This is a genomic window from Jiella sp. M17.18, from assembly GCF_041027365.1.
In the GTDB taxonomy this organism is placed as follows: Bacteria; Pseudomonadota; Alphaproteobacteria; order Rhizobiales; family Rhizobiaceae; genus VKMB-3413.
In genome coordinates, this window is record NZ_JBFTEH010000002.1 from 463,182 (window position 1) to 490,025 (window position 26,844).

23 protein-coding genes are annotated in these 26,844 nt (G+C 67.9%); 16 read left to right on the forward strand and 7 right to left on the reverse strand.

The genetic code is table 11. The features are described from left to right. The first annotated feature begins 9 nt into the window (after nt 1-9). From AB5S17_RS05635 to AB5S17_RS05650, 4 genes are read left to right on the forward strand one after another with little or no spacing between them, the layout of a single operon-like run. Nucleotides 10-837 carry a carbohydrate ABC transporter permease gene (locus AB5S17_RS05635; RefSeq protein ID WP_369237022.1) on the forward strand — a complete coding sequence of 276 codons (828 nt, stop codon included), beginning with the start codon at nt 10-12 and terminating at the stop codon, nt 835-837. Next, on the forward strand, nt 837-1,898 hold the full coding sequence (locus AB5S17_RS05640) for an ABC transporter ATP-binding protein (RefSeq protein WP_369237024.1): 1,062 nt from the start codon (nt 837-839) through the stop codon (nt 1,896-1,898). The genes AB5S17_RS05635 and AB5S17_RS05640 overlap by 1 nt, the downstream gene beginning before the upstream one ends. Before the next feature lie 28 nt (nt 1,899-1,926). Continuing rightward, on the forward strand, nt 1,927-3,372 hold the full coding sequence (locus tag AB5S17_RS05645) for a glycerophosphodiester phosphodiesterase (protein WP_369237026.1): 1,446 nt from the start codon (nt 1,927-1,929) through the stop codon (nt 3,370-3,372). Next, complete coding sequence (locus tag AB5S17_RS05650) at nt 3,369-4,439, forward strand: LacI family DNA-binding transcriptional regulator (protein WP_369237028.1); 1,071 nt, start codon at nt 3,369-3,371, stop codon at nt 4,437-4,439. Before AB5S17_RS05645 ends, AB5S17_RS05650 begins: the two co-directional genes overlap by 4 nt. A 179-nt stretch (nt 4,440-4,618) precedes the next feature. Here AB5S17_RS05650 and AB5S17_RS05655 read toward each other — a convergent pair whose 3' ends face one another. From AB5S17_RS05655 to AB5S17_RS05680, 6 genes are all read right to left on the reverse strand, one after another. Further along, nucleotides 4,619-6,139, reverse strand: coding sequence for a carboxypeptidase M32 (locus AB5S17_RS05655; protein WP_369237030.1), 1,521 nt, complete (start codon nt 6,137-6,139; stop codon nt 4,619-4,621). Between the two features lie 37 nt (nt 6,140-6,176). Then, nucleotides 6,177-7,226 (reverse strand): ABC transporter ATP-binding protein, encoded by a 1,050-nt coding sequence (locus AB5S17_RS05660; RefSeq protein ID WP_369237032.1) that lies wholly within the window; start codon nt 7,224-7,226, stop codon nt 6,177-6,179. Continuing rightward, nucleotides 7,223-8,233 carry an ABC transporter ATP-binding protein gene (locus tag AB5S17_RS05665; protein WP_369237034.1) on the reverse strand — a complete coding sequence of 337 codons (1,011 nt, stop codon included), beginning with the start codon at nt 8,231-8,233 and terminating at the stop codon, nt 7,223-7,225. Before AB5S17_RS05665 ends, AB5S17_RS05660 begins: the two co-directional genes overlap by 4 nt. After that, nucleotides 8,230-9,090, reverse strand: coding sequence for an ABC transporter permease (locus AB5S17_RS05670; protein ID WP_369237036.1), 861 nt, complete (start codon nt 9,088-9,090; stop codon nt 8,230-8,232). Before AB5S17_RS05670 ends, AB5S17_RS05665 begins: the two co-directional genes overlap by 4 nt. Next, nucleotides 9,087-10,025, reverse strand: coding sequence for an ABC transporter permease (locus AB5S17_RS05675; RefSeq protein ID WP_369237038.1), 939 nt, complete (start codon nt 10,023-10,025; stop codon nt 9,087-9,089). Before AB5S17_RS05675 ends, AB5S17_RS05670 begins: the two co-directional genes overlap by 4 nt. Before the next feature lie 71 nt (nt 10,026-10,096). Continuing rightward, a complete protein-coding gene (locus tag AB5S17_RS05680) occupies nt 10,097-11,677 on the reverse strand; it encodes an ABC transporter substrate-binding protein (RefSeq protein WP_369237040.1) in 1,581 nt (526 codons plus the stop codon). Between the two features lie 187 nt (nt 11,678-11,864). On the opposite strand from AB5S17_RS05680, the gene AB5S17_RS05685 reads away from it, so the two are divergent. The 6 genes from AB5S17_RS05685 (at nt 11,865) to AB5S17_RS05710 (ending at nt 18,586) form a co-directional block, all read left to right on the forward strand. Then, nucleotides 11,865-12,854, forward strand: a complete 990-nt coding sequence (locus tag AB5S17_RS05685) for a GntR family transcriptional regulator (protein ID WP_369237042.1) — start codon at nt 11,865-11,867, stop codon at nt 12,852-12,854. Then, a complete protein-coding gene (locus AB5S17_RS05690) occupies nt 12,851-13,552 on the forward strand; it encodes a creatininase family protein (protein WP_369237044.1) in 702 nt (233 codons plus the stop codon). Before AB5S17_RS05685 ends, AB5S17_RS05690 begins: the two co-directional genes overlap by 4 nt. Continuing rightward, entirely contained in the window at nt 13,549-14,613 is a 1,065-nt protein-coding gene (locus AB5S17_RS05695) for a ketopantoate reductase family protein (protein ID WP_369237046.1), read from the forward strand. The genes AB5S17_RS05690 and AB5S17_RS05695 overlap by 4 nt, the downstream gene beginning before the upstream one ends. Beyond that, nucleotides 14,610-15,368 carry an SDR family NAD(P)-dependent oxidoreductase gene (locus AB5S17_RS05700; RefSeq protein WP_369237048.1) on the forward strand — a complete coding sequence of 253 codons (759 nt, stop codon included), beginning with the start codon at nt 14,610-14,612 and terminating at the stop codon, nt 15,366-15,368. Before AB5S17_RS05695 ends, AB5S17_RS05700 begins: the two co-directional genes overlap by 4 nt. Further along, the gene (locus tag AB5S17_RS05705) at nt 15,365-16,771 is read left to right on the forward strand and encodes a dipeptidase (RefSeq protein ID WP_369237050.1); all 1,407 of its coding nucleotides are present in this window, start codon (nt 15,365-15,367) and stop codon (nt 16,769-16,771) included. The genes AB5S17_RS05700 and AB5S17_RS05705 overlap by 4 nt, the downstream gene beginning before the upstream one ends. 1,050 nt (nt 16,772-17,821) lie before the next feature. Beyond that, nucleotides 17,822-18,586, forward strand: a complete 765-nt coding sequence (locus AB5S17_RS05710; protein ID WP_369237052.1) for a LuxR C-terminal-related transcriptional regulator — start codon at nt 17,822-17,824, stop codon at nt 18,584-18,586. Between the two features lie 496 nt (nt 18,587-19,082). Here AB5S17_RS05710 and AB5S17_RS05715 read toward each other — a convergent pair whose 3' ends face one another. Beyond that, complete coding sequence (locus AB5S17_RS05715) at nt 19,083-19,514, reverse strand: helix-turn-helix domain-containing protein (RefSeq protein ID WP_369237054.1); 432 nt, start codon at nt 19,512-19,514, stop codon at nt 19,083-19,085. A 432-nt stretch (nt 19,515-19,946) separates the two neighbouring features. Here AB5S17_RS05715 and AB5S17_RS05720 point away from each other — a divergent pair, with 432 nt between their 5' ends. The 6 genes from AB5S17_RS05720 (at nt 19,947) to AB5S17_RS05745 (ending at nt 26,696) form a co-directional block, all read left to right on the forward strand. Beyond that, a complete protein-coding gene (locus AB5S17_RS05720; protein WP_369237056.1) occupies nt 19,947-22,094 on the forward strand; it encodes a GumC family protein in 2,148 nt (715 codons plus the stop codon). Nucleotides 22,095-22,111: 17 nt separating this feature from the next. After that, entirely contained in the window at nt 22,112-23,065 is a 954-nt protein-coding gene (locus tag AB5S17_RS05725) for an NAD-dependent epimerase/dehydratase family protein (RefSeq protein ID WP_369237058.1), read from the forward strand. Beyond that, nucleotides 23,065-24,330, forward strand: coding sequence for a glycosyltransferase family 4 protein (locus AB5S17_RS05730; protein WP_369237060.1), 1,266 nt, complete (start codon nt 23,065-23,067; stop codon nt 24,328-24,330). The genes AB5S17_RS05725 and AB5S17_RS05730 overlap by 1 nt, the downstream gene beginning before the upstream one ends. Before the next feature lie 55 nt (nt 24,331-24,385). Beyond that, on the forward strand, nt 24,386-25,735 hold the full coding sequence (locus tag AB5S17_RS05735; RefSeq protein WP_369237062.1) for an O-antigen ligase family protein: 1,350 nt from the start codon (nt 24,386-24,388) through the stop codon (nt 25,733-25,735). 340 nt (nt 25,736-26,075) lie between these two features. Beyond that, nucleotides 26,076-26,309, forward strand: coding sequence for a hypothetical protein (locus AB5S17_RS05740; RefSeq protein ID WP_369237064.1), 234 nt, complete (start codon nt 26,076-26,078; stop codon nt 26,307-26,309). 171 nt (nt 26,310-26,480) lie between these two features. Beyond that, the gene (locus tag AB5S17_RS05745) at nt 26,481-26,696 is read left to right on the forward strand and encodes a hypothetical protein (protein WP_369237066.1); all 216 of its coding nucleotides are present in this window, start codon (nt 26,481-26,483) and stop codon (nt 26,694-26,696) included. Nucleotides 26,697-26,844 lie beyond the last annotated feature (148 nt).

The window sequence follows — 26,844 nt, forward strand, 5'->3', positions numbered from 1 at the left end:
GCAGGCGACATGAGATCCCGCAACTTCTCGAGCTGGCCGGTGGTCCTGATCCTCGTGGCGATCAGCCTGCCGATCCTGGTGATGTATGCCTGGCTCGTCATCGACAGCTTCACGGATACGCCGCCGGGCGCGCTGCTGCCGGACGAGGTCACGCTTTCGCACTGGCGCTTCCTGATCGACCCGAGCGTGACCGGAAACGTCTGGGCCTCGACGCTCTACACGCTGATCTTCGTCGCCTCGGTCGCGGCGGTGGTGGTCTCGCTCTCGGCGACGGCCGGCTACGCGCTGTCGCGGCTGAATCTGCCCTGTCGGCGCTTCTTCCTCGCCGGCATCATGGTGATGCACGCCTTTCCGGCGGTGACGCTGATCATCGGCGCCTTTCTGGTCCTGCAGTTCGCCGGGCTCTACAACTCGCTCGCCGGCGTCATCGCCATCAAGGCCGGCATGATCCTGCCGCTCGGCGTGTGGATCATGAAGGGCTTCTACGACACCGTGCCCTGGGAGATCGAGATGGCCGGGGTGCAGGACGGGGCGAGCCGCTTCACCGTCTGGCGCCGGCTCGTCCTGCCGCAGGTCTGGCCCGGGATCATCGCGCTGTCGATCCTCTCCGGCATCGAGACCTGGGGCGAATACGTGCTGCCGCGCGTCCTGGCGCCGACCACGGACTTCCCGGTGCTGTCGGTCTTCCTCAACGAGGTGAAGGTCCCGGATTCGGTGAACTACAACTTCAATCTCTTCAAGTCGGTGGGGCTGTTCTACACGCTGCCGATCCTCGTGCTGTTCGTCTTCTTCCAGAACAGGCTGATGACCATCTTCGGCGCAGGGACCAAAGGCTGATGCGGATCACGCTGCAGGACTTCACCAAGCGCTTCGACGGCGCCTCCGTCATCGACCGCCTCAATCTGACCATCGCCGACGGCGAGATGCTCGCGCTGCTAGGACCGTCCGGCTGCGGCAAGACCACGACGCTGCTGTCGATCAGCGGCATCCACCGCATCGATGGCGGCGCGATCCTCTTCGACGAACACGACGTCGCCGCCCTGCCCGCGCAGAAGCGCAATGTCGGCGTCGTCTTCCAGAACTACGCGCTCTACCCGCATATGACCGCGTTCGAGAACATCGCCTTTCCGCTTCAGGTCCGCGGCGTCGGCTCGGCCGAGACCACGAGGCGCGTGAAGGACATCGCCCGCCTGACCCATATCGAGCCGTATCTGACGCGGCGGCCCGGCCAGCTTTCGGGCGGGCAGCAGCAGCGCGTCGCCCTCGCCCGGGCCCTGGTGCGCCAGCCGGACGTCCTGCTCCTCGACGAGCCGCTCGCCAATCTCGACACCAAGCTCCGGCTGGAGATGCGGAGCGAGATCCGCCGCATCCAGCGCGAGACCGGCATCACCGCGATCCTCGTCACGCACGACCAGGTGGAGGCGATGTCGATGTGCGACCGCATCGCCATCATGGACAAGGGCGCCATCCTGCAGACGGCGGCGCCGGCCGAGATGTACCGGGCGCCGGCGAGCCGCTTCGTCGCGGGCTTCCTCGGCAGTCCGCCGATCGTGTTCGTCGACGGGGTGGCGGGCGGCGACGGCACGCTCGCCTGCGACGGCGGCCTGACGCTGCCCCTGCCCTCGCGGCTCAAGGGGCTCGCGGCCGGACGGAAGATCAGCCTCGGCGTGCGCCCCGAACACTTCGGAACATCGGGCGATGCCAGGCTGAGCGGGACGATCGGCCTCGTCGAGCCGCAGGGCCGCGAGACATTGTTCGACGTCCGCCTCCGCGGCGACGTCGTCCTGCGCTCGGTACAGCCGGCGCGGGACGACCTTCGCGGCGGCGAGACCGTCAGCTGGCCGCTCGACGTCGAGAACCTCCTGGCCTTCGACGCCGCCACCGGGGCGGCGCTGTAGGGCCGAACGCGCGGGAAAGATCACCTCATTGCGCAACACCATTCCCTGGCCGGCGCGACCGGACCGCCGCCCGCTCATCATCGCCCATCGCGGCGCATCGGGTCATGCCGTGGAGAACACGCTGGGCGCCTTTCGCGCCGCGGCCGAGCTCGGCGCCGACATGTGGGAGACCGACGTCCGGCTGACCGCCGACGGCATCCCCGTCGTCAGCCACGATCCAACCCTCGAGGCCGTCTTAGGCCGGGCCGGCACCATCGCCGAACTGACGCTCGCCGAGCTGCGGAACGCGGTGCCGGATCTGCCGACGCTGGCCGAGGTCGTCGCTCTGGCCGAGGCGCTCCGCCAGTCGCTCTATCTCGAACTGAAGGCGCCCGGCGCAGGCACTGCGACGCACAGGCTTCTTCAGGAAACCGCATTCGCCCGCGCCGCCCTCGGCAGCTTCGACGCGGAGGCGATCCGTACGCTCGCCGACGGCGACTGCCCCTACCCCCTCGCCGTCCTCGTCCGGCTCGGCGAGGATCCCTTCGATAAGGCCGAAGCCGCTCGCGCCGACATCGTCCACCTGTGCTGGGAGCGCGGCGGCGATCGCCCGCAGGACCTCGTGACGCCCGCCCTGCTTGCCGAGGCCGAGCGGCGGCGCCTCGGCGTCGTCCTGTGGCACGAGGAGCGTCGCGCCGTGCTCGATGATCTGCAGGCAATGCCGGTCCTCGGCATCTGCACCAACCAGCCGGAGCTGATGTCCGGCTTCCACGGTGTTCCAATGCGAAAGATTTCCGTCGTCAGCCATCGGGGGGCGCATCGCCTCGCACCGGAGAACACGCTGGCGAGCGGCCGGCTCGCCTTCGACCAGGGCTGCGACTGGCTGGAACTCGACGTGCGCGAGAGCGCCGACGGCGAGATCGTGGTCATCCACGACGCGACCCTGGAGCGCACCACGAACGGCACGGGCCGCGTCGCGGACAAGACGCTCGCCGAGCTGCGCGCTCTCGACGCCGGCGCGTGGAAATCGCCATTCTATCGCGGCCAACACATCCCGACGCTCCGCGAGATGATCGCCCTGTGCCAGAGCTACGGCCGGCGCCTCTACATCGAGAACAAGTCGGTTGCACCGGCCCGGCTGGTCGCGCTGGTAGAGGAGCTCGGCTTTCTGCGCGACTGCTTCTTCTGGTCGGGCGATCCGGCGCTGCAGGAGGGGCTGCGCGCGGCCTCGCCGCAGGCCCGCCTCAAGGCGAACCATGCGGACTATCCGTCCATCGCCGCGATGATCGGACATCTTCGCCCGGTCATATCCGAGATGAGCATCGCCGAATTTGCCGAGCACGGGACGGAGTACGCCCGCGCCGGAATCACCGCGATGGTGAAGTATTTCGGCGAGGATCCGGCGGTCTTCGCAGAGATCGCCGCGCTTTCCCCGCCCATGGTCAATCTCGACCGCAGCGATCTCCTGCTCGCCGCGCTGGAGGCTCGCGCTTGAGCGACCGGACGAAGCCACCTGCCGAGCCGATCGCCGGCAGGCCGGCGAAACAAGCGCGCGTCGCCACGGCCGACGATGTCGCCTCGCTCGCCGGCGTCTCGCGCTCGGCGGTCTCGCGCACCTTCACGCCGGGCGCCAGCGTCGCGCCGCAGACCCGCGAACGCGTGCTCGAAGCCGCCGAGGCGCTCGGCTACCGCGTCAACTTCCTCGCCCGCAGCCTGTCGCAGCAGCGCACCAATCTCGTCGGCCTGATCGTCTCCGACATGGACAATCCCTTCCGCGAGCGACTGGTCGACCAGATCGCGCGGGCGCTGATCCGGCTGGACTACCGCCCGTTCTTTCTGCCGAGCAGCCCGGACGAGGACACGAGGCACCTCATCGACATGGTGCTGCACTACAATCTCTCCGGTGCGATCGTCACCTGCGACGCCTCACCCGACGCGATCGCGGAGGCCTGTGCCGCGCAGGGCGTGCCGCTGGTCCTGGTCAACAAGCCGGAAGCGGCCGGGCGGATCGACAACGTCTCGCTCGACGCGGACAAGGCCGGGTCCCTGGCCGCGCAGGCCCTCTGCGAGGCCGGATGCCGCCGGATCGGCCTTGCCGGTCAGCGACGCCATTCCCACACGATCGCCCTTCGCAGGGACGCATTCCTCCGCGCCTGCGCCACGCGCGGCATGGCGGTCGTCGGCACGTTCTACGGCGCCGCACAGAACTATGAAGGTGGCCTCGAGGCGGCCCGCGACTTCCTCGGCGCGGGAATCGCCCTCGACGGCATCTATTGCGCCAACGACTATCTGGCGCTCGGCTTCCTCGACCAGCTGCGTCACACGACGCAGCTGAGGGTGCCGGAGGACCTGAAGCTCGTCGCCTGCGACGACATTCCCCAGGCCGAATGGCTGAGCTACCGGCTGACGACGATCCGGCAGGACACCGCGGCGCTGGCGAAAGCGTCAGTCGCCGCCCTGATACAGCGGATCGCCGATCCCGGTGCCCCGCACAGCCAGACCGTCGTCGACGTGACGCTGGTCCGGCGCGAATCCACGCGCCAGCTTGGCGAACACGGATGAGATACAACGTGATGTAGGGAAGTGGCGGGCTCGCCGGCAGCCGACAGCCACTCCTCTCTGGCTGACCAGGGACGGTGCTCGACGGCATCGCCGCTTCGAGTTCCGGCGCCTATCCTACGCTACCATGCCTGCCGACCAGTCCACGGATCGGGCGAGAGCCGTGGGAGCGGAGGTTGGCCTTACGCCATGTCCATCGCCGCGACCTTCTCGCCGAGATGTTTGAGATAGGGTCCCGTGTCGAGGCCCTTGCCGGTCGCGCGGGCGAGGATCTCCTCCGGCTTCTTGGAGCGGCCGAAGCGGTGGACGTTGTCGCCGAGCCAGCGGCGCAGCGGCGCGTAGTCGCCCCTATCGAGCCCCGCCGCGATCGCCTCGTCCGCCACCGCCGTCTCGAACAGCTGTGCGGCCATGACGTTGCCGAGCGTGTAGGTGGGGAAGGAGCCGATCATGCCCGACGACCAGTGCACGTCCTGCAGGACGCCCAGCGTGTCGTTCGGCACGTCGAGGCCGAGCGTCGCCTTGACCTTCTCGGCCCAGAGCGCGCGCACGTCGCCGACCCCGATCTCGCCGGCGATCAGCGCCGCCTCGATCTCCGAGCGCAGGATGATGTGCAGGTCGTAGGTCATCTCGTCCGCCTCGACGCGGATGAGGCTCGGCCGGGCGCGGTTCACCGCCCGCCAGAACTCCTCGGCGGAGACGTCGGCGAGTTGGTCCGGAAAGACCTCGCGCAACTCATTGAAATGCAGCTCCCAAAAACGCCGCGAGCGCCCGACCCGGTTCTCCCACAGCCGCGACTGCGACTCGTGCGTGCCGAAGCTCGCGCCGCCGACGGCGTAGAGATTGACGAAGTCGGTGGTGAAGGCCGAGCGGGTGAAGGCGGGGTCGATGCCCTGCTCATACATGCCGTGGCCGGCCTCGTGCCAGACCGCAAAGAGCCCGCCCGGCAGCCAGCGCTCCTGGAAGCGGCCGGTGATGCGCACGTCGCCGCGGGTGAACGAGATCTCGAACGGGTGCACCGTCTCGTCGAGCCGGCCGCGCGAGAAGTCGTAGCCCATGCGCGCGGCGATCGCCTTGCCGAAGCGCTTCTGGTCCTCGACGGGATAGCTCCGGTCGAGAAAGTCCGCGCGCGGCTGCGGCTTGCCGAGCGCCTCGTCGATCAGCGGCAGCAGGCCCGCCTTGATCTCCCCGTACAACCCTTCCAGCCGGCGCCAGGTCATGTCCGGCTCGTAGCCGCCGACCAGCGCGTCGTAAGGATGGTCGTCGTAGCCGATCGCCTCGGCGATCTGCCGCTGGATCTCGACGGTGCGGGTCAGGAGCGGCGCGAAGGCGGCGAAGTCGTTCTCGGCGCGCGCCTTCGCCCAGACCGCCTGTCCGCGCGTCTTCAGCTCGGCCGCTTCCGACAGGAGCTCCGACGGGATGCGCGACAGGACGGCGATCCCCTCGCGCGCGGCCCTGACCGCATGCGCGCGCGGGTCGTCGGCGTCGGCCCCCTCCAGCTCGCGCTCGGCGCTCGCCAGCGCCTGCGCCATCGCCGCGCCGGTAGCAAGATCCCGGGCGCAGTCGGTGACGGTGGCGAACTGGTGCCCGCGCGCCTCGACGCCGCCCGGCGGCATCATCACCCGCGCATCCCAGGAGAGGAGATTGGCGGTGCAGAGGAGGTCGTTGATCCTCTCCACCTGACGGGCGAAGGCGGCATAGCTCACGGGGAATGCTCCGGTCTGTCGATGTGGACGAAACGGGTCAGGCCGGCTCGGCGGCGAGCGCTTTCGGCGCGAAGGCCGGCGTGCCGAATTCGGCGAGGTGGCAGGCCGCCCGGTGGTCGGCGCTGCGCTCGGTCAAAAGCGGGCGCTCGGCGAAGCATCGATCGAAGGCGTGCGGGCAGCGCGTGTTGAAGAGGCAGCCCTGCGGCAGGTCGAGCGGGCTCGGCAGCTCGCCCTTCGCCGCGGCCTTGCGCGTGCGCTTGCCGGGATCGAGTTCCGGCGCGGCGTCGAGCAGCGCGCGGGTGTAGGGGTGGCGCGGCGCGGTGAAGAGATCCTCCGTCGGGCCGATCTCGATGACCTTGCCAAGATACATCACCGCGACGCGGTGCGAGATGTGCCGGACGAGCCTGAGGTCGTGCGCGACGAAGACGACCGTCAGATGCAGCTCCTCCTGCAGCTGCAGGAGCAGGTTCACCACCTGCGCCTGCACCGAGACGTCGAGCGCCGAGACCAGCTCGTCGGCGACCAGCACGTCCGGCTCGACCGCCAGCGCCCGCGCGATGCCGATGCGCTGGCGCTGCCCGCCGGAGAACTCGTGCGGGTAGCGCTCGGCGGCATCCTGCGGCAGGCGGACGAGATGGAGAAGCTCGGCGATGCGGCCGGGGATCTCGCCGCGCGGCCGCATCCTGTGCACCGACAGCGCCTCGCTGAGGATCTGGCGCACCGTCATGCGCGGATTGAGCGAGGAATAGGGGTCCTGGAAAATCATCTGGACCCGCCGGTTGAAGGCGCGCCGCTCGGCACCCCGCAGCTCGCCGATGTCCTGTCCCTCAAAGCGGATCCGGCCGTCGTTCGGCTCGAGCAGGCGCACGAGGCAGCGCGCGAGCGTCGACTTGCCGCAGCCGCTCTCGCCGACGATGCCGACCGTTTCGCCGCGGTGGATGGAGAGGTTGACCCCGTTCAGCGCGTTGACCGCCAGCCGCGGCTGCCCGGCCAGCCGCGAGACGATGCTCTGCGGCATCTCGAAGCGCTTGACGACCTCCTCGACCGAGAGGAGCGGCGCGGCCTTGTGGTTGGTGCCCATCATCATGCCGGCGCTCCCGTCGCCGCGACGCGCGCGTGATGGAAGCAGGCGACCGTGCGGCCTGCCGCAAACGGTTCGAGCGCCGGCCGCTCGGCGCGGCAGCGCTCGGTCGCAAAGTCGCAGCGCGGGTTGAAGGCGCAGCCGGGCGGAATGGCCGACAGGCTCGGCGGCGTGCCGTCGATCGAGGTCAGCATGGTGCGTTCCGCCCCGCCGCGCGGCACCGAGCCGAGCAGCCCGCGGGTGTAGGGATGGTGCGGCTCGGCGAAAACCTGCCGGACGCTGCCGGTCTCGACGATGCGCCCGGCATACATCACCGCCATGCGGTCGCAGGTGCCGGCGACGACGCCGAGGTCGTGGGTGACGAAGACGACGCTCATCGCGAACTCGTCGCGCAGGTCAAGGATCAGCTTCAGGATCTGGTCCTGGATGGTGACGTCGAGCGCCGTCGTCGGCTCGTCGGCGAGCAGCAGTTTCGGGTCGCTGGCGAGCGCGATCGCGATCATCACGCGCTGCTTCATGCCGCCGGAGAACTGGTGCGGATAGTCGTCGAGGCGCCGCTCTGCGGCCGGGATGCCGACGAGCTCGAGCAGTTCGATCGCCCGCGCCCGCCGCTCGCGGCCGTTGAGGGCCGTGTGGGCGCGAAGGTTCTCCTCGATCTGGATCCGCACCGGCAGCACCGGATTCAGCGCCGTCGTCGGCTCCTGGAAGATCATCGCGATCTCGCCGCCGCGCACCTTGCGCAGCGCGCCCGGCGACAGGGAGAGGAGGTCGCGCCCCTGCCACAGGACACGGCCGGAGACCTTGCCCGGCGCATGCACGAGCCGCATCAGCGAGCGCAGCGTGACGCTCTTGCCCGAGCCGCTCTCGCCGACGAGGCCGAGCACCTGGCCCGGCATCACGTCGAAGGAGACCGAGTCCACCGCGGTGACCGCGCCGGCCGCCGTCTGGAACACCGTCGTCAGGTTCGAGACGCTGAGGGCGGGCTCGAGGTGGGTCTTGGCCAGCGCGCTCATTTCTTCGTCCTCAGGAGTTCGGCGAGGCCGTCGCCGAAGAGCGAGAAGCCGAGGCCGGTGACGACGATGGCGATGCCTGGGAAGACCGAGATCCACCAGGCGGTCGACATGAAGTTCTTGCCGTCGGCGATCTGCACGCCCCATTCGGCGGCCGGCGGCTGCGCGCCGAGGCCGAGATAGCCGAGCGAGGAGCCGAGGAGGATGGCGAGCGCCATGTCGGTCATCCAGTAGACGATCGCCGGCGTGATGGCGTTCGGCAGGAGGTGGCGGAAGATAATCCGCGCCGGCGTGTAGCCCATGGCGCGGCCGGCATCGGCATAGTCGAGCCGCTTCTGCACCGCCACCTCGGCCGCCACCAGCCGGCCGTAGAACACCCAGTCGATGACGCCGACGGCGATGTACATGTTGCCGAGGCCGGGGCCGAGCACCGCCACGATGGCGATGACGAGGACCAGGAAGGGAAAGCTGATGACGGCATCGACGATGCGGCCGAACAGCGTTTCGGTCAGACCGCCGGCATAGCCGACGAGCGCCCCGACGATTGTGCCGACGATCAGCGGTCCGGTCGTCGCGAAGATCGCGATCTGCATGTCGATCGAATAGGCGCTGATCACGCGCGAGAGCACGTCGCGGCCGAAGCTGTCGGTGCCGAAGGGATGCGCCCAGCTCGGCGGCGACAGGATCGCATTGTAGTCCATGGCGATCGGGTCGTAGGGCGCGAAGAGCTGCGGGACGAGCGCGAGCACCAGGCTCGCCGCAAGGATCAGCCCGCCGACGAGGAAGGTCAGCGGCAGCCGCCCGAGGCGGCGGATGCGGCGGCGCTTGCGCGCGCGGACGGTCGGAAGCGCCAGGGTCATCGGGCCACCCGCGGGTCCAGCCAGGCCTGGACGATGTCGGTGAGAAGGAAGGTCAGCGACACGACGACCGCCAGCGCCAGGGTCAGCCCCTGCACGACCGGGTAGTCGCGGCCGTAGATCGATTCGATCATCAGCCGCCCTGCCCCCGGAATGGCGAAGACGGTCTCGGTGATGACGGCGCCGCCGAGCAGCGTGCCGACCTGCAGGCCGAACAGGTTGACCGTGGAGATCAGCGCGTTGCGCAGGACGTGCCGGGTCATGATGAGGCGCGAGCGCAGACCCTTGGCGCGGGCGAAATCCACGTATTCGGCGTCGACGACCCCGATGATGGCGGCGCGCAGGTTGCGCATCAGGATCGCGGACAGGCTGAGGGCGAGGGTCAGCGCCGGCAGGAACAGGTGGTAGAGCTGCTCGCCGAAGGTGTCGCCGAAGCCGCCGACCGGGAACCAGCGCAACTGCGCGCCGAACACCGTCAGAAGGATCAGCCCGACATAGAAGACCGGCATCGACAGGCCGACCTGGAACGAGCCGCGGATGGCGTTGTCGCTGAAGCGCCCGCGATGCGTCGCCGCGACGAAGGCGAGCGGCACGGCGAGGACGAGCGCGATCAGCGCCGCCATGGCGGTCAGCATCAGCGTCACCGGCAACCGGTCGGCGACGAGGCTCGCGACCGAAACCTTCAGATGGATGCTGTCGCCGAAGTCGCCCGCGGCGATGTTCTTCACGAAGATCAGGAACTGCACCGGCAGCGGCTTGTCGAGGCCGAGCTGGGCGTTGATCCGGGCGACGTCGGCATCGCGCGCGCGATCGCCGAGAATGGCGCTCGCCGGGTCACCGGGCAGAAGGTGCACCAGGAGGAAGATCACCACCAGGATGAAAGCGAGGGTGGGGATCAGCTGCAGGAGGCGGCGGGTGATGAAGCTCAAGAGGGCCAAGAAGCCGGGTCCGATCCGTCTGTCTCAGGGGACCGGGCGGCGGGTCCGAAGTCCCGCCGCCCGCGTCATGCCTATTTCTTGTCGATCCAGGTCGCGCGGAAGATGTTGTTGCCGAGCGGGATCTGCAGGAAGCCGTGCACCTTCTTCGAAAGCGCCACCGGATACGGCGTCTCGTAGAGCGGGATGGTCGGGCCGGACGAGTTGTAGATCTCCTGGATCCGCGCATACTCCTCGGCGCGCTTCTTGTGGTCGATCTCGCGCTGCGACTGCTCGAAGAGCTTGTCCGCCTCATCGCTCTTCCAGCCGGAATGGACCGCCTGAATGTTGGGCGAATAGACGTAGTAGGAGGTGATCTCGTTCGGATCGGCGATGTCGTCCGTCCAGGCGCCGGCCCGCATGTCGAAGTCGCCGTCGCGGTACTTCTGGGTGCGCGTGGCGTTGTCGACCTGCTGCAGCTCCAGCTTGACGCCGATCTGGCTCCACATCTGCTGCAGCGCGGTCGCTGTGCCGATCTCGTCCTGGCTGCCGGCGAGGACGAGGATCGAGGTCGAGAAGCCGTTCTCGAAGCCTGCCTCCTTCATCAGCTCCTTGGCCTTGGCGAGGTCGTAGGGATAGACCGCGCCCTTGCCGACATGCAGCGGCGTCGCCGAGGACATGTAGGAGGACATCGGCGTGCCGACGCCGTGGGTGACGATGCCGATGATCGCCTGCTTGTTGGCGGCATAGTTCAGCGCCTGCCGGACCTTCGGATTGGACAGCGGATTGTCCTTGCCGCCGACCTTCGGGCGGACGTTCATGATGATGTCGGCGACGCGGGTGGAGGGGAACAGCTCCATGTCGATGCCGTCGGCCTGCTTCAGCTCGGCGACGCGGGCATAGGGAATGAGCTCGGCGCCGTCGATCTCGCCCGACTGCAGCTTCAGGATGCGCGTCGCGTCGTCCGGCAGCAGTTCGAAGGTGACGCCGTCGAGATAGGGCAGCGGCTTGCCGTCCTCGCCCTTGGCCCAATAGTGCTCGTTCTTGACGAGCTCCATGGTCGAGCCGCGCTGCCAGGACTTCAGGACGAAGGGGCCGGAGCCGACCGGATGTTCGGCGAAGGCCTTGGCCTTGTCGGCATCGGTCTTCCCAGGCGCGGCCTCGAACTGCTTCTCCGGCATGATTGCCGAGTTGAACACGGTGAGCGCGGCGAGGATCGTCGGGTCGGGATGCTTCAGCTTGATCGTGACGCCGTTGTCGCCGTTGGCGACCACGTCCTTCACCGACTCCAGAAGGAAGTTCCAGATGCCGTTCTTCGGATCGGCCGCCCGCTTCAGCGACCAGACGACGTCCGCCGGCGTAATCTTGCTGCCGTCGGAGAATTCGATGCCGTCGCGCAGCGTCAGGTCGACCGACAGGCCGTCGTCGGCGACCTTCCACTTCGTGGCGAGACCCGGCTTCAGCCCCTTGCCGTCGTCGGTCGGCAGGATCAGCGTGTCGTAGAGGTTCGACAGGATCCAGATGTCGACGTTGGCGTCGTTCAGGACCGGATCGAGGAACAGGCTGTCGGCATAGCGACCGTAATGCAGGATGCCGCCGCGCTCGATGGCAAGCGCCGCCTGGCTGGCGCCGAGAAGCAGCGCGGCCGCCAGAGCCGACCTGATGACGTTCTTCATGAGCGAGAGCCCTCCGTATCACTCAGTGTATTAGAACCGTGTAACGATAGGCACGGCCAGTGAAACGAGTCAATCGGACGCCGGTGCATCAAGTTTGAGCGCATGGCGCCTCTTTGCAGTGCAGCAAGCTCTTGTCGCGCTCTGGTAGAACGTGCTAGCCAACCAGCACAGTTGGAGCCAAGCCCAGATGAACTTCCACGTCGATCGCGACCTGCCCGTGCCGATCCGGCTGCAGCTGAAGGGCCTGATCGAATACGGCATCGCCTGCGGCGAACTCACCGCCGGCGAAGCGCTCCCTTCGGTGCGCGAGCTCGCCGAGCGGATCTCCGTCGCGCCGATGACGGTAAGCCAAGTCTATCGCGAACTGAAGAACGAAGGTCTGATCGAGGCGCGGCCGGGCTCCGGCACCTTCATCGCCAATTCCAGCCAGGCGCGCATGGCTTCGCGGCCCGAAGCCCTGCAGCTGCGCCGGCACATCGACGCGCTGATCGACGAGGGCCTCGCGATGGGCGTCCGGGCGACCGATCTCGCCTCGCTGGTCAATGCCCGGCTGTTCTACCGCACCAGCCTCGGCCGGCGCGTCTCCGTCGTCATGGTCGGCATATTTCCGGAAGCCACGGCGAGCTATGCCCGTTTCATCGCCGCGCGACTCGGCGAGGCCGCGACCGTCGAGCCGGTGACGATCTCGGCGATGCAGCGCAGGCCGGACGTGCACGCCCGCGGCGCCTCGGCCGATCTCGTGATTACCTTCGTCAATCGCCAGCGCGAGGTGGCCGCGCTCCTGCCGAACACCAAGGTCGTCTCGATCAGCTTCATCCCGTCCGAGGAGACGCGCCGCGCGCTGGCCTCGCTCGATCCGCTCGCCAAGGTGGCCGTCGTCTCGCGCTTTCCCGACTTCCTGCCGATCATGAAGGCCGGCGTGCAGCGCTTCGCGCCGCATGTGCCGGACATCGTCGCGACGACGGTCGAGGAGCCGCGGCTTGCCGAGACGCTCGAGCGCGCCGACGTCGTCGTCTACGCCACCGGCGCCGAGAGCGTCCTCTCGACGATCCGGCCGGACAAACCGGCCTTCGAATACCGCCACGCGCCCGATCCCGCCGACATCGAGCGGATCGTCCTGCCGATCATCCGCGGAACCGGCGACGGCGCACCCGTCCAGCAGAGGGAAGCATCATGAAAGTCTCCGAGACCAACTGGCAGCAGATCGAGACCTATCTGAAGTCCGACGACCGGGCGATCCTGCCGCTGGGGTCGACGGAGCAGCATGCGGGCCTCTCGCTGTCGGTCGATTCGATCCTCTCCGAGCGCGTCGCCCTGGAGGCCGCCGAGCCGCTCGGCGTGCCGGTCTTCCCGGTCCTCGCCTATGGCGTCACCCCCTACTTCCTCAGCTATCCCGGCTCGATCTCGATCCGCATCGAGACCTATGTGCGGATGGTGCGCGACATCCTCGACAGCCTGAAGCGACAGGGCTTCCGGCGCATCATGATCGTCAACGGCCATGGCGGCAACCAGCCGGCGGGGAGCCTCGCGATCGAGTGGATGGCCGACAATCCCGGCACCTCGGTGAAATTCCACAACTGGTGGAACGCGCCCGAGACCTTCGCCAAGGTGCAGGCGGTCGACACCGTCGCCTCGCATGCCTCCTGGATGGAGAACTTCCCCTGGACCAGGCTTCAGGGCGTCGACCTGCCGACGCAGATGAAGCCGATGGTGGATCTCGCCCTGATGCGGCTGATGGATCCGGACAAGGTGAAGGCGCTGCTCGGGGACGGCAATTTCGGCGGCTACTATCAGAAGCCGGACGAAGACATGCAGGCCATCTGGGACGTTGCGGTCGCCGAGACCCGCGCGCTGATCGAGGGGCCCTGGGCGTGAGCGAGGCGAAGAAGCCGGCCGAGCCGATCCTGATCTGGGGCGCCGGCGCGATCGGCGGCACGCTCGGCGCCGCCTTCATCAGGGCCGGGCACAAGGTCGTCTTCGTCGACAGCGCCGAGGACCATGTGCGGGCGATCAACGAGAAGGGCCTGTCGATCGCAGGCCCGCTGTTCGAGGACACCGTGCGCGTCCCGGCCTTCCTGCCGGAAGAGCTCGAGGGCGTGTTCGAGACGGTGTTCCTCTGCGTGAAGGCGCACCATACCGAGGCGGCGGCGCGGCAGCTTGAGCCGCACCTTGCCCCGACCGGCTGCGTCGTCTCGGCCCAGAACGGGCTCAACGAGTACGTCATCGGCCGCATCGTTGGCGACGAGCGCGTCGTCGGCTGCTTCGTCAACTTCGGCGCTGACTATCTGGAGCCCGGCCTCGTCCACTACAGCGGCAAGGGCGCGGTGGTGGTCGGCGAGATCTCGGGCGAACCGAGCGGCCGGGTCGAAGGTCTCTACGGGCTGCTCAAGGAGTTCGCAGCGCACGCGATCCTCACCGATAACATCCTCGGCTTTCTCTGGGGCAAGCTCGTCTACGGCGCGCTGCTCTTCGCGACGGCGCTGACCGACGATTCCATTGCCGACGTCCTCGCCGATCCGGCGCACCGGCCGGTGCTGACGGCGCTGGGGCGCGAGGTCGGCGCGGTCGCGACGGCCACCGGCATCCGGCCGGAGCCCTTCGACGGCTTCGACCCCCTCGCCTTCGTCCCGGATGCGGCGGCGGCGCGCACCGCCAAATCCTTCGACGACATGGTCGCCCACAACCGCCGTTCGCTGAAGTCGCACAGCGGCATCTGGCGGGACCTCGCCGTCCGCAAGCGCAAGACCGAGGTGGACGCGCAGCTCGGACCGATCGTGGAGTTCGGGGAGAAGCACCGCGTCGCAACGCCGCTGACACGGCGGCTGGTCGCGATGATCCACGAGATCGAAGACGGCGCGCGGCCGCTCGCGGGGGAGAATCTCGACGAACTCGCCGCGACGGCCGGATCTTCGTCGGGCCGGGAGAGCGCGGCATGAACATCACCTTCGAAGGCCGCACAGCGCTCGTCACGGGCGCCGCGCACGGCTTCGGGCGCGCCATCGCCCTCGCCTTCGCGGCACGCGGCGCGAGCGTCGTCGCCTGCGACATCCTGCAAGCCGAACTCGCCGATACCGCGCGGCTTGCCGGCGAGGCCTGCACGCCCCGCGTCCTCGACATCACCCAGCGGGACGCCGTCCAGGCCGCCGTCGCCGAGATCGAGGCGAACCACGGCCCCGTCGACGTCCTGGTCAACTGCGCCGGCGGCGTGCTCGGCCAGGTCGGCCGGCCGATCGAGGAGATCGCCGAGGCCGACTGGAACGCCATCTTCGCGGTCAACCTCTCCGGCGCGTTCTATCTCACGCAGGCGGTAGCCCCGGCGATGAAGCGCCGGCAGTGGGGCCGCGTCGTCAACATCTCCTCCGGCGCCGGCCTCGGCATCTCGCTGACCGGCATCCAGGCCTATGCCAGCGCCAAGGCCGGCCAGATCGGCCTCACCCGCCAGCTCGCCCACGAGCTCGGCCCGTTCGGCATCACGGTCAACAACGTCGCCCCCGGCTTCGTGCGGTCCAATCCGACGACGGAGCGGCAGTGGGAGGCGATGGGCGAGGAGGGACAGGCAAAGCTCATCCAGACTATCGCGCTCAAGCGCCTCGGCAGTCCGGACGATATTGCCAATGCCGTGATGTTCTTCGCCTCCGAACAGGCCGGCTGGATCTCCGGCCAGGTGCTCAGCGTGGACGGCGGCAAATGAGCGGGACATCCGACACGCAGGACGTCGAAGCCTGGCTCGACGAACGCTCCGACGCAGCGGTCGAGGAGCTGAAGGCCTTCTGCCGCATTCCCAGCGTCTCCACGGACCCGGCCTACAAGGGCGGCATCCGGCAGGCCGCCGCCTTCGTCGCCGACCGCCTGACCCGCGCCGGCTTCCCTTCGGTCGAGATCGTCGAGACGGGCGGCCATCCCGCCGTCGTCGCCGAATGGTGCGACGTGCCCGGGGCGCCGACGATCCTCGTCTACGGCCATTACGACGTGCAGCCGCCGGACCCGCTGGACAAGTGGACGACGCCGCCCTTCGAGCCGGACATCCGCGACGGTCGGCTCTATGCCCGCGGCATCTCCGACGACAAGGGCCCGGTGATGATCCCGATCCTCGTCGCGGAAGCGTTTTCAAGGACGCGCGGTGCCTTGCCCCTGAACATCAAGATGATCGTCGAGGGCGAGGAGGAGTCCGGCAGCCCGCATCTCGTGCCGACCGTGGCGCGGTTGAAGGACCGGCTCGCTGCCGACCTCGTCGTTTCGGCCGACGGCGCGATGTGGCGGGCGGACCTGCCGTCGGTGACGGTCGCGAGCCGCGGCCTCCTCGCGCTCGACGTGACGCTGACGGGCGCCGGCAAGGACCTGCATTCCGGCCGCCACGGCGGCAGCGCGCCGAACCCGGTGCGCGCGCTGGCGAGGATGCTGGCGAGCCTCCATGACGAGACCGGCCGCGTCACCGTCCCGGGCTTTGCCGATACGGCGACGCCGCCCGACCCTGCGATCCTCGACGCCATCCGCGCGTCCGGCTTCGACCCCGCCGGCTATTTCCGTTCGATCGGCGCGCCGGTGCCGGATCCCCTGCCCTCGGCCGAGGACCTGCTGACCCGGCAATGGCTGGTGCCGACGCTGGAGTTCAACGGCATCTTCGGCGGCTATTCCGGCCCGGGCACCAAGACCGTCATCCCCGCCTCGGCCGGCGTGAAGATCACCTGCCGCCTCGTCGCGGGGCAGGAGCCGGAGGCCGTGCGCGCCGCGATCGAGCGACACCTCGAAGCCGTGACGCCGACGGGCTACACCCTCACCGTGAAGGGCCACGGCCCCGGCAGCGCCGCCTTCGCGCTCGATCCGGACGACCCGGCGCTGGCGATCACCGAGGATGTCCTCGAAGGCATTCTCGGCGCGCGGCCGCTGCGCGTCGCCATGGGCGCGACGATCCCGATCGGTGCGGTGTTCCAGGAGCATCTCGGCGCGCCGATGGTGTTCTTCTCATTCTCGACCGCCGACGAGGACTACCACGCCCCGAACGAGTTCTTCCGGCTGGAGAACTTCCGCAAAGGACTGAAAGCGTGGGCACGGCTCCTGGATCGCCTCGCCAGCGACCTTCGGACTGGCGCATGAGAGGGCCGCGCTCGACGATCGGGTAGCCGATCGCTCGTCGACCAGCACAGCCGGACGGAAGGCGAAGCGGTCGCGCTTTCGCCGGCCGCCTCGCGGCGTTGTCAAAGCTCTGTCGGAAGGAACTGGTGGCCCCGGCAAGGCTCGAATCTAGCCCATCAGAGGATCAATATTACAATAGCTTAGCAGATCATCACTTGTCTGTGTTATGCACTTTGCTCTGCGAGCGCAAGGGCAAGCAGGAGCTATGGGCTTGTCGCTCTCAAGTCCGCGGACGTTTAGCTGGGGATAAGGTCGACCGGCGTGTCAGGCTCTCCGTGATCCACTGGCCAGGATCCCCTTGAAAGTTCGAACTTCCGCACCACCCGCAGGCATTCTCCGCCCCGCCCATTCCCAAGACGACGACCGTTTGAATCCGCCCAGGATGTGAGCATCCGCTACACCAAGGTCCGGACGCCCAAGACCAACAGCTTAGCCGAACTTCACGCGTCATCACGTCGTGCCGAATGATACCGAATCCGAACGCTTTTGGCTGCGAAGAAGCTGCTGAAGTAATAACCGGACGGTAGTCTACCCGCAATTCACTCGGCCTGATCGGTGAAGCGGCTGCTCCACCGCGGCCGTCTCGTTTGATGACAGGCGGCTGCCCAGGAGGTGAACGAGAGTTGTAGCGCCGACGGGCTGGTGACGTGGGGCTGCCGCCGGTCCATCGACCGTCCCGGACAGATCGATGTTTCTGACGCCGGCATGCGAAAAATCAGGAGAGGCTTACGTTTCCAGCCGCTTTCCGGTCGTGCCGTGGCGCGAGCGAAGGCCCTCGTCCGGTCGGGGATATATCTCAGAAACCGGGCGGCTTGTCGACGCCAGCTGGGCCCATCGATCGGTGGCTGAAGGCTGCATCCGGTTGCAGGCAAAAGACCCCCTCGCGCGAAATGAGGGTTACCACTATCGGGATGGTTAAACCGACATGGCATGATGGCCTAAGGTTATAGTTGAGCACTGGGGCGAGTTCTTAACAGAGTCATCAACGGATCAGAGGGAAGGTTGAGAAACATGACTCTCTCGCAGGACGTGATCATCTTCGACCCGGACGACTCGGCTATGGCGGCGGCCGTCCATCGCAATCTCGGTGAGCGGGCTGGCGCGTGCCAGACCATCGAAAGCCTCGCTGTCGCGCTGAAGCACCGGTTCAACTGTTTCTCCGGCCAATTGGTGATCGTCGTCTTGAAGGCGCTCGACGGCGGGGCGACGGATCAGATCGCCGCTTTCAAGGCGGTGCAGCCCGGCGCGATCATCGTCCTGCTTGCCCAATCCTATGGAGAGCAGGAGTACCGCTTTGCGGAACGCGTTGGGCTGAACGGGCTCCTGCCTCTGTCGATCAATGCGGACGCAACGCGCAAGAGCCTCGACCTCATTCGGATCGGCGGGAAGGTCTTCTCGCTGAGCTTCGACGGCGACGGGGCTTCGCCGACGGCTCGCGGCGAGGCGGCGGCCCGCGTCGATGCGTCCCGCTCCGACCTGACCGAGCCGGCGTCATCGAAGCGGAGCCTGTCTGACACGGAACGCGAGATCCTGTCCTGTCTCGTCGACGGCCTGCCGAACAAGCTTATCGCCCGGCAGTGCGACATGACGGAAGCGAACGTGAAGATCCGCCTCCGAACGCTTCTGCGCAAGATCGGCGCTGCCAACCGGACGCAGGCGGCGGTCTGGGCCCTCGATCACCTCGACGCGTGGGAGGCGGCCTCGCCCGTCGCCGCGCCGGCGGACGAGCAGCATGCAGAGGCTCCTCGCCGCTTCAACGCCTCCCTGAGATTCTGACCTCATCCTCGCCGCAAAACTTGGCGCGACTGGCGGTCGCGTCGAGGCGGGACGGCTCCGGCCTGGGGAGCGTCGCCGGGGAAAATCCGAAGGCGTGACTGAGATTGGTGCTCGCGTGCGGTCGCGCTTGCCCGATGCCCCCTTACGACGAACCGAAGTAGTGGCGGGATGATCGTCGTCCGGCTGTCCCGCCGCTCACAGCCGATCAAAGGGCTGCGGCTCCCAGAGGGCATGCCGCAGATGTTCGATCTCCTCCTGTCCGGAGAGCTCTGGCTGCCACGGCTGGACGAAGACGCATCCGCTGTCGGCCGACGGCCGCGACACGGAAGCGGCTGGCGGAGCCGCCGGCCGAGGATCGGGCTCGGACCGGCCCTCTTCGCCGGGCGCGGCCTGCCTCTGAAGCATCGTCATGGGCCTGCCTCCCTTCGTCTGCCGCGCCGGCGAAGCCTGTGGCGTCAGCCGGGGCCTGAGCGCCGCAGCCGTCGTCGCTCACCGATCAGGCGTTCGGTTCCAACTCTTCCTCGCCAGAGAGGTCGTCCTTCGAGCCGGGCGACCTGCTGCGATGCTGCGCGGCAATCGCCCGCACCAGATTGATGATCCGCTCCCGGACCTCCCGGTTCGAGATCCGGGAGAAGGCGCTGTTGAGTTCCGCACCCTCGCGGGTTGAGGCGAGTGAGAGCAACTGCTCGTCATTCTGCCGCGGCCAGACCGCCGGATCGAAGAAGGCCGCGATCGGAAGATCCAGGGCGTTCGCCATCTGCTGGAGCCGGCCGGCGCTGATCCGGTTCTTCCCGCTCTCGTATTTCTGGATCTGCTGGAAGGTGATGCCGAGCGTGCGCGCAAGCGCCGTCTGGCTGATCCCGAGCATCACCCGTCGCTGGCGCAGACGCCGCCCTACCACCGCATCGGCCTCACTTTTTCGGGCCATACCGCTCTCTTCCAGCCGGCCGATCGCGCGGCAAGACCGTCGGTCACTCCGGATCGGTCAGGAGTTCCGGCGCCGCGTGAGGCGGAATCAGAGCATCCGGCCGCAGGGACCGACAGCACGAAGGCGCGGTAGTCTTTCCGGCTGAACCCAGGGCGCAGCCCCGCGTCGGCGGCCGCGCTGGCCAGCGCCCGGCCCCGGCAGGCTCAAGGCCGCCCTGCGCACCGGTTCGCCGAGGCGCAGCGCCTTCCTCACCAGGGCCAGATCATCCCGCCTCGCTCACGGGCTACCCCCAAAAGCCGCTTCATTCCGGCTCAGCCAGGCGGCCAAATAGCCGCGGACGGCAGAGCGATGCCTATCGACCTTCCGGCGGCATCGCTTCGATCCCGCGCCTACGGCGGCGTCCTTTCCTGTTTCCAGAGAGTGAAATAGTCGATGAACTCCGCCTTCCCTCGGGAATTCTATCCGGTGACGCGGCCCTCGGAAGACTTGAGGCCGCAATACGAAGCGTCCATCCGAAACGTCCTGCGAATCCTTTGGACCCGCCGGTGGCTGATCGCCGCGGTGATCGTCGCGGTGACGGGAAGCGCGATCGCCGCGAGCTTCATCCTGCCGAAGAAATACGTCGGGGAGGCGCTCATCCAGCTGAAGTTCGACGGGATGGGGAGTAACGTGTCGGCGACGGCCGCAGCTCCTCCGGTATCGGTCGACGCGAATGCGCTCGTCGAAGGCGAAGCCGAGATCATCCGCTCGCGGGCCGTCGCCCGCAGGGTGGTCGACCGGCTCGCAGCGAGCGGACATTCCGATCAGACGATGCCCCCTCCGGCGAAGGGCGACCGGCCGAATGCCGACGCGGGGCCGGCGCCGGCGAAAGGAGAATCGCCGCTCGACCAGGCGGTCATGGAGATCCGGAAGGGCCTCTCAGTCCAGAACGACGGCAAGTCCTACCTGATCCGGGTCATCTATACCGCCGACGATCCGCAGCGCGCCGCGCTTCTCGCCAACGCTTTTGCCGAGGAATACTTGCAGAGCCGCGTCGAGAGCAGCTTCACCGCCGCCAAGCGCATGAGCGAGTGGCTCGCCGCGCAAGTCGAGGGTGCCCGGCAGGCTGCTCAGGCCGCCGACGCAAAGGTCAAGGCCTTCCGGGCCGGCATCATCACGTCGGACGGCGCCGACACCGTCGCAGCAGCGGACCAGCAGTTGCGCGACGTCATCGCGCAGATCTCGAATGCCCGGCTCGACCGCCTCAAGATCGAGAACCGCGTCCAGCGGCTGCGCGACACGCTCGCGAGCGACCGGATGCCGTCGGCGAGCGATCTCGACGGCGCCGGCGCCGCCCAGCAGCTGATCGCCGAACTGGTGAAGGCGCGCCAGAACGTCGATCGCATCGCGGCCTCGGTCGGCGTGAAGCATCCGCTCTTCGTCAAGGCCAAGAACACCTACGACGACGTCCATGCGCAGTTCCTGGAAGCCGTCGGCAACGCAGTCGGCAATGCAGAGGCCGACCTTTCGAGTGCGCGCTCGGCCGAAAGGACCCTGGAGGAGCAGGCCGGCCAACTGCGACAGGCTGTGCTCGACAACCAGGCGAACCAGAAGCGGCTGGCGCAGCTGGAGACCGAGGCCGCCACGGCCCGCGGCAATCTCGACCGGCTGCAGGAGAGCTTCCGGCAGGCTTCGGCGCTCGCCGATCTGAAGCCGATCCCGGCAGAGATGGTGAGCCCGGCCGAGCCGCTCGCGATCCCGACGTCCCCGAAGAAGCCGCTCTTCGCGGTACTCGGCGGAATGGGCGGGATCCTGGCGAGCCTCGGCCTCGTCTTCCTTCTCGAGATGCGCGACAGGGGCTTCCAAACGGAGGAGGACGTCGCCGCGACGCTCGGCATTCCCTGCCTCGGCATGGTCCCCTTCATCGGCAAGCGTGTCCGGCCGATCGTCCGCCGCTTCCACGACCGGGCGATCAAGCTCCTGATCATCCGCTCCGGCCTCTTGCGCCGCCAGTCCGGCCACTCCGTGGTGGTCGTCACCTCGGCCGTCCCGGGCGAAGGCAAGACCGACCTCGTGCGCTCCGTCGCGACCACGCTCGCCCAGGCCGGACGGCGCGTGCTCGTCGTCGAGAACCTCCTCCAGAAGGAAGCAGCGAGCGAACCGAAGGCGCTGCGCCGCCTCGTCGCGGTGGAATCGATGCAGGGGGACGCCGGAGCCACCGCTATCAGCTACTACCACCGCTCGACGCACGACCTCTCCGAGGTGCTCGACGGTCCCGACCGCCTGCAGGGCTGGATCGATGAGAACGGCGCGCATTTCGATGTCGTGATCTTCGAGGCGCCACCGGTCATGCTGGACGCGCAGGCGATGATGATCGCCCAGGCGGCGAACCTCATCCTCCTGTCCGTGCGGTGGAATGCCACCTCGCGCTCGACCGTGAAGGTGGCCCTGTCGCAGCTCGCGGCCGGATCCGGCCAAGGACCCGACGTCGCCGCCGTCCTCACCCACGTCGACATGAAGCGACACCGCCGGCTCGGCCGGAAGGACAGCCTGTATTTCTACGGTCGCCATGCCGACCGCGCGATCGCCTCAGCCGCTTGATCACAGGAGGAGCGCAAGTGAAACGCATCATCGTCACCGGCGGCAACGGCTATGTCGGCCGCGAACTCGTCCGGCTTCTCTACGGTGACCACCAGGTCTGCATCGTCGACCACCTTCGCGGCGGCGGCCTGCGGTTCCGCCCGGACGAGACCGCCAAGGTCTCCGTTGCCAGGATCGACATCTGCGACGGCGACGCGCTCGGGAAGCTGTTCGAGGAATTCGTGCCCGACACGATCGTGCATCTCGCCGCGATCCACTACATCCCGGAATGCGAGGAGCAGCCGGAAGCGGCGGTCCGCACCAACGTTCTCGGCACGGTGACGCTCCTGTCCCGCGCCCCGGAGGGATGCCGGATCGTCTTCGCCTCCAGCGGCGCCGTCTACAAGCCGGACCGGCTTCCGCATGCCGAGACGAGCGCGCAGCAGCCGTCCGACATCTACGGCCTGACGAAGCTGCACGGCGAACACTATGTGGCGAACTTTGCGCGCAAGCGGTCCCTGGCGGCCGTCGTCGTGCGGCTCTTCAACGTCGTCGGGCCAGGCGAGACGAACCCGCACCTGTTTCCGGAGCTCGTCGCCCAGCTGAAGGCGGGGCGCCGAACGATCCAGCTCGGCAATCTCTGGCCGAAGCGCGACTACATCCACGTTCGGGACGCCGCGCGCGGCTTCATGAAGACGGCGCTCGGCGACGGCGTCGCGCCGGGCGAGTGCGTCACCGTCAACCTCGGGACCTCGGCGGCCTATTCGGTCAGCGAGGTAGTCGAAAAGCTGCGGGCGGTCTGCGACATCGACTTCGAGATCCAGCAGGACGCGAGCCGCCTTCGCCCGGTCGACCGCCCCTTCCTCGCCGCCGACACCTCCCGCATGCGCTCGCGCTTCGGCTGGCAACCGGAACTGACCGTGGATGATGCCATGGCCGACCTGTGGCGCGACCCCGAGCTCACCCGCGCTCTCACGGAACGGTATCTGTGATGCGCGTCCTCGCCGCCATCGTCGTCCCTCCTCACCTCACCGTCAGCGGCGGCGCCAGAGCCGGGGAAGCGCTCAGCGCCGCGCTCGCGGATCGCTGCGACATCACCGTCGCGAACATGATGGGCGGCGATCCCGCCATCGGCGGCCATGCGACGCGCGTCGCAGTGCGAACCAGCCTGCCGCCGCCGCTCAGGCATCCGCGCGTTCCCAAGCGCTATCGCTCGCTCTTCTACCGATCCGATATCCCCCGGCTGATCCGACGGGGCGGCTACGATCTCGTCCACATCCACAATCCGATGCCGGCGCTGGAGATGGCCCGCATCGCACGGACGTGCCGCCGGCTCGATATCCCCTACGTCGTCTCGACGCACGGCTTCAACGAGGTGGTCAACGGGCTGAAGATCTACGCTTTCAATCCCGTCCAGCGGGCGGTCTGGGCGGAACTCGTCGCTGCACCGGTCTGCCGCGCAGTTGCCGGCGCGGCAGACATCTTCGCGCTCTCCCCGCACGACCGCGACCTGATCGAGGCGCTCGGGCGCAGCGGCCAGGATGTCACCATCGTGAGCAATGGCGTTGCCACACCGCCGACGGCGAACGCGGCAGACGACCGGCAGGCGCTCGCCGCGCTTGGCATCGACGCCCCAGCGCCGGGCGCCCCGCCGACCTTTCTGTTCCTCGCTAACCACACGCCGAACAAGGGACTTCCCCTTCTGCTCGACGCCTTCTCGCGCCTGCGCGAGCCGTTCCAGCTGATCGTCGGCGGCGAGAAACGCGAGGGCATCGATTACGAGAGCCACGTCCGCCGGAGTCGGCCGGGACAGAGGATCGTCGTCACCGGGCGTCTGTCCGATGCGGACGCGGCCGCCTGTTTCCGGCGGGCCGACGCGTTCGTGTTCCCGACGCTAGCCGACACCTTCCCACTGGTGGTGCTGGAGGCGATGTCGCACGGAAAGGCCGTCATTGCGTCGGCCGTCGGCGGGATCCCGTATCAGCTGGAGGGCGGCTGCGGTGAGCTGGTTCCCTCCGGCGATCCCGAAGCCTTGGCTCAAGCGGTAGCGCGCCTGGCGGCCGAGCCCAGCCGGCTAGCTGCGATGGGCGAAGCCGGGCGCCGGAGGGCGCGGGACCTCTTCACCTGGAACCGGGCCGCCGATGCGGCCCTCGGTGGATACGAGCGCGTCCTGCGCGCCGCGGCCCCGCGGCCGTCCCGCGCCTCGCCGCTGATCGCCTTGCGCACGCTGTCTTCCGGCGTTGCGCGGTTGCGATGAGCGGCGGGCCTGCCGCCGGCAGCGCGCAGCGTTCCTGGAGCAGAAGGGCTGACACATGAGTGCGGTGACCGAACCCTCGCTCGCGCCTGCCCGAACCGCCCGCTCCTTCCACGACCGCTACTTCTGCGTCGTGCTCTTCGCGATCGCCGCCTATGCGATGACGGGTAAGGGTTTCGCCTATGCCGGCATCCCGCCAATCTTTCCCGGCGAGATGATCCTGGCGGCGGGCCTTCTCACTTTCGCCTGGCCACGGCCGTCGCCGGCGGTCTTTTTCAACCTGCCGCATCTTATCCTGATCGCGATGATCGGCTGGGTCCTCTTCCGGACGATCCCGTTCATCGGCGTCTACAAGGTCGACGCGCTCCGCGACAGCGTCATTGTCGTCTACGGGCTCTACGCACTGATCGTCGCCAACCTGATCCTGGAAAAGCCGTCGCGGATCGACCTGGCCGTCGGTTTGGCGGGCCGCTTCTTCTCGATCTACGGCTTCTGTCTGCTGTGGCTCTACATCACCCAGAGCGTCGTCGGCTCGCACATGCCGGTCTGGCCGGTCTCGGAGGCGCCGTTCCTCGTCGTGCGCGGCGGCGAGGCCGCGGTCCACCTTAGCGCCGCAGCGGTCTTCGCGCTCCTCGGACTGAAGCGCTTCTCGCCGCTCTGGATCCTGATGCTCCTCGTCTCCGTCGCCTTCATCTCGGCGATCAGCCGCGGCGGCATGCTGTCGATTGTCATTCCGGTGTTCCTCGCCGCCGTCCTGTCCGGCCGGATCAAGCCGCTCCTCGGCATCACCCTCGTGATGATCCCGGTCATCACGGTCCTCTATGTCACGGACGTCGAGATCAGCGTGCCGCAGACCGACCGCACCATCACCGTCAGCCAAGTCGTCGACAACACCATCAGCATCGTCGGCTCTTCGGAGACGAAGACGCTGGACGGCACCAAGGAGTGGCGCCTGAGATGGTGGAACACCATCGTCGACTATACCTTTCACGGCCCCTATTTCTGGACGGGGAAAGGCTTCGGGATCAACCTTGCCGAGGCCGACGGCTTCAACCTGACGCCGGGCCAGGATTCGAGCCTGCGCAGCCCGCACAACGGAAACATGACCATCCTGGCGCGGGCCGGCATTCCCGGGCTCATCCTCTGGATCGCCCTCAACGGCAGCTGGGTGGCGATGATGCTGCGCAGCGTCGTCATCTCGCGGCTGCGCGGCCACCGCAACTGGAGCAGCCTGTTCATCTTCGTTCTGTGCTACATGCTCGCGGCGCTGATCGACGCGAGCTTCGACGTCGCGCTCGAAGGACCAATGATCGGCATCGTCTTCTGGGTCATGATCGGCTTCGGCGTCGCCCTGACGATGACCTATCGCCAGCTGAGCAGCGGCCGGCGGGACGGCGGGCAGCCCTAACTGGGCGTCCGGTGCCGACCCCTCCGCTCTCGCCTTGTTGCAAGTGCAACACCCGACGCCGCATCGCGACTATGGCGTCTCGCGGCCGGCCTGCCGATCGCACGAGCCGTCAGGTCCGGCTTCTTGGCGCCGAGCGGTGGGCACCGGCGGCCAGACAAATCGCTGGGGCTAGTTCGGTTTCGCGGCGTCGCTACTCCCGATGAGCCGGCCGCCCCAGGCATCCCGCCGATAGGATGACAGCCGCATCCGCGCACATCGATGCCGCGGCTGCGGTCCATGTTCATGCTCAAGCCCGCGGAGCGGTGCGCTCGGCCGGCCAATCGGAGACAGGAGTCCAGCCATGACAGCACGTCCCGCCGAATGCCCGATCTGCGAAGAGACCGCGCAGTCGATTCTCGAAGAAGAGTTCGACGGGATGGCAATCGGTTGTCCCGTCTGCGGAACCTTTCGGGTCTCCCAGGCGAGCGTCGACTCGCTCGGCAGGTACAAGATCGAAATCCGACGCGGCCTCCTGCTGTCCGCGGCAAGGCGCGTCGGCCCCGCCCAGATCCCCAGCCTCTCCCACATCGACTGACACGCCTGCCCGGCATACAAGCAGACAGGGGGGGACAAGCCGCAGCCCGGCGAGCTCCGGCCTACACGCTGCCGACGCGGCCGCAAATTCGACAAACTGCGAACGGTCATGTTCTCGATCGTCGCGAGCAGACCAGCCGGCCGTATGTCATTGATGCTCGGAGCAAGTTCTATGGACGAAGACGGCCAATACCCGATGTCGGCCAGCCGACCGGACGCGGGGCGGGACATCACCTTATCAGGCGCCGATCTGCTCACGATCATCGACATGCTCGATCGCTCTCTCAACCACCCCGACCTGCCGCATGATGCACGGGAGCGACTTCGGAACGTCCGTCGGATGATCCGGCACGCCCTCGACAGCGACGGCTCCGGTGCCGAGACATAACCTACCTCTCGCAGAGGTTGCTGCAACGGTCGGATTAACCTTCGCGCCAAAAGCGGCGACTGCTCCCCGACAAATCGCCGCATGGCCCGTACACCTTCCCTATCGCGAGGAGGTCCGGTTCGGCAGACGAGTTGTTTGCCAACATGCG

Coding starts and splice junctions, on each gene's coding strand:
- AB5S17_RS05670 (WP_369237036.1), bottom strand. CDS start 9,090: ATGACCCTGGCGCTTCCGACCGTCCGCGCGCGCAAGCGCCGCCGCATC.
- AB5S17_RS05740 (WP_369237064.1), top strand. CDS start 26,076: ATGACAGCACGTCCCGCCGAATGCCCGATCTGCGAAGAGACCGCGCAG.
- AB5S17_RS05720 (WP_369237056.1), top strand. CDS start 19,947: ATGAACTCCGCCTTCCCTCGGGAATTCTATCCGGTGACGCGGCCCTCG.
- AB5S17_RS05635 (WP_369237022.1), top strand. CDS start 10: ATGAGATCCCGCAACTTCTCGAGCTGGCCGGTGGTCCTGATCCTCGTG.
- AB5S17_RS05735 (WP_369237062.1), top strand. CDS start 24,386: ATGAGTGCGGTGACCGAACCCTCGCTCGCGCCTGCCCGAACCGCCCGC.
- AB5S17_RS05690 (WP_369237044.1), top strand. CDS start 12,851: ATGAAAGTCTCCGAGACCAACTGGCAGCAGATCGAGACCTATCTGAAG.
- AB5S17_RS05640 (WP_369237024.1), top strand. CDS start 837: ATGCGGATCACGCTGCAGGACTTCACCAAGCGCTTCGACGGCGCCTCC.
- AB5S17_RS05710 (WP_369237052.1), top strand. CDS start 17,822: ATGACTCTCTCGCAGGACGTGATCATCTTCGACCCGGACGACTCGGCT.
- AB5S17_RS05705 (WP_369237050.1), top strand. CDS start 15,365: ATGAGCGGGACATCCGACACGCAGGACGTCGAAGCCTGGCTCGACGAA.
- AB5S17_RS05700 (WP_369237048.1), top strand. CDS start 14,610: ATGAACATCACCTTCGAAGGCCGCACAGCGCTCGTCACGGGCGCCGCG.
- AB5S17_RS05745 (WP_369237066.1), top strand. CDS start 26,481: ATGGACGAAGACGGCCAATACCCGATGTCGGCCAGCCGACCGGACGCG.
- AB5S17_RS05665 (WP_369237034.1), bottom strand. CDS start 8,233: ATGAGCGCGCTGGCCAAGACCCACCTCGAGCCCGCCCTCAGCGTCTCG.
- AB5S17_RS05730 (WP_369237060.1), top strand. CDS start 23,065: ATGCGCGTCCTCGCCGCCATCGTCGTCCCTCCTCACCTCACCGTCAGC.
- AB5S17_RS05715 (WP_369237054.1), bottom strand. CDS start 19,514: ATGGCCCGAAAAAGTGAGGCCGATGCGGTGGTAGGGCGGCGTCTGCGC.
- AB5S17_RS05660 (WP_369237032.1), bottom strand. CDS start 7,226: ATGATGATGGGCACCAACCACAAGGCCGCGCCGCTCCTCTCGGTCGAG.
- AB5S17_RS05685 (WP_369237042.1), top strand. CDS start 11,865: ATGAACTTCCACGTCGATCGCGACCTGCCCGTGCCGATCCGGCTGCAG.
- AB5S17_RS05680 (WP_369237040.1), bottom strand. CDS start 11,677: ATGAAGAACGTCATCAGGTCGGCTCTGGCGGCCGCGCTGCTTCTCGGC.